This is a genomic window from Streptomyces sp. NPDC058664 (assembly GCF_042716635.1).
Classification (GTDB): Bacteria; Actinomycetota; Actinomycetes; order Streptomycetales; family Streptomycetaceae; genus Streptomyces.
Genome location: NZ_JBHXRW010000273.1, coordinates 1 through 1,005, shown reverse-complemented (window position 1 = coordinate 1,005; position 1,005 = coordinate 1). Strand labels below are relative to the sequence as shown.

The following is a 1,005-nucleotide window of genomic DNA, read 5'->3' as shown; positions in this document are numbered from 1 at the left end:
GAGCAGCACGGTCTTGAGCCGGTTCTGCGCGTAGTCGCGCATGCCGTCGAGCCGGTCGTAGAGCACCGAGAGGTACTTCTGCTCCAGTTCGATCTCGCTGTTGTGCGCGGCCGGCGAGACATCGGTGAGGCGGTCGGGCAAAACAGGACTCCTTTTTTCGCCGGCTGGTCACCGCGTTGAGAACAAGGTTGTCGAGTCTACGTGTCCGCGGGCCGGGTCGCCGCGAGCGGGAAGACTTCGTCGCCGAGAACCGGGGCGAAGTGTTCGACCACCGGAAACGGCTCATAGAAGTGATGCAACAGCGCACGCCAGCGCTGATATTCCGGCGACTCACGGAATCCCACGGTGTGGTCGTCCAGTCGCTCCCAGCGCACCAGTAACAGAAAGTGATCCGGCCGCTCGACGCACCGCGACAACGACAACCCGCCGAAACCGGGCATCCCCGCGATGATCGGATACGCCTGCGCGAAGGCCGCTTCGAAGGCGGCGGCGGCACCGGGGCGAACGGGTAACAGCGCGTGCTCGACTATCACGCCGACCAGTGTGTCAGGAGGCGTGGGTGTTGTTCGAGCGTCGATTCTGACCGAGACCGAGGTCACGATGGGCCGACGGCTTGTCGCGGTACATCGCCAGGTCGGCGTCGTGCAGCACGGCCTCGGGCGTGCGGTGTTCGTGCGGGCCGAGTTCGGTGATGCCCACCGAGGCGCTCACTTCCAGGCGGTGACCGCTGGCGATGATCGGTTCCGACATCGTGACCCGCAGCCGCTCCACCAGCGCGGGCAGGTCCGCGCGCTGCGGATGCCCGGCCAGCAGCACCAGGAACTCGTCGCCACCGAGTCGCCCCACCAGGTCTTCGCTGCGCAGCGCCTGCTGCAAACGCTGGGCGACGATCTGCAGCACGGTGTCGCCGATGGCGTGTCCGAGGGTGTCGTTGATCGCCTTGAACCCGTCGAGGTCGATGAACAGCACCGTGGTGACCAGGGTGCCGCCCTCGTCGGCCAGCGC

Annotated in this window: 2 protein-coding genes; both read right to left on the bottom strand. The window is 66.6% G+C overall.

The features are described from left to right. Window positions 1-197: 197 nt before the first annotated feature. Entirely contained in the window at window positions 198-533 is a 336-nt protein-coding gene (locus ACFWUY_RS42100) for an antibiotic biosynthesis monooxygenase family protein (protein WP_379329651.1), read from the bottom strand. Between the two features lie 13 nt (window positions 534-546). Continuing rightward, window positions 547-1,005, bottom strand: a 459-nt coding sequence (locus ACFWUY_RS42095) for a diguanylate cyclase domain-containing protein (RefSeq protein ID WP_384122503.1), incomplete at its 5' end; no start/stop codon positions are given.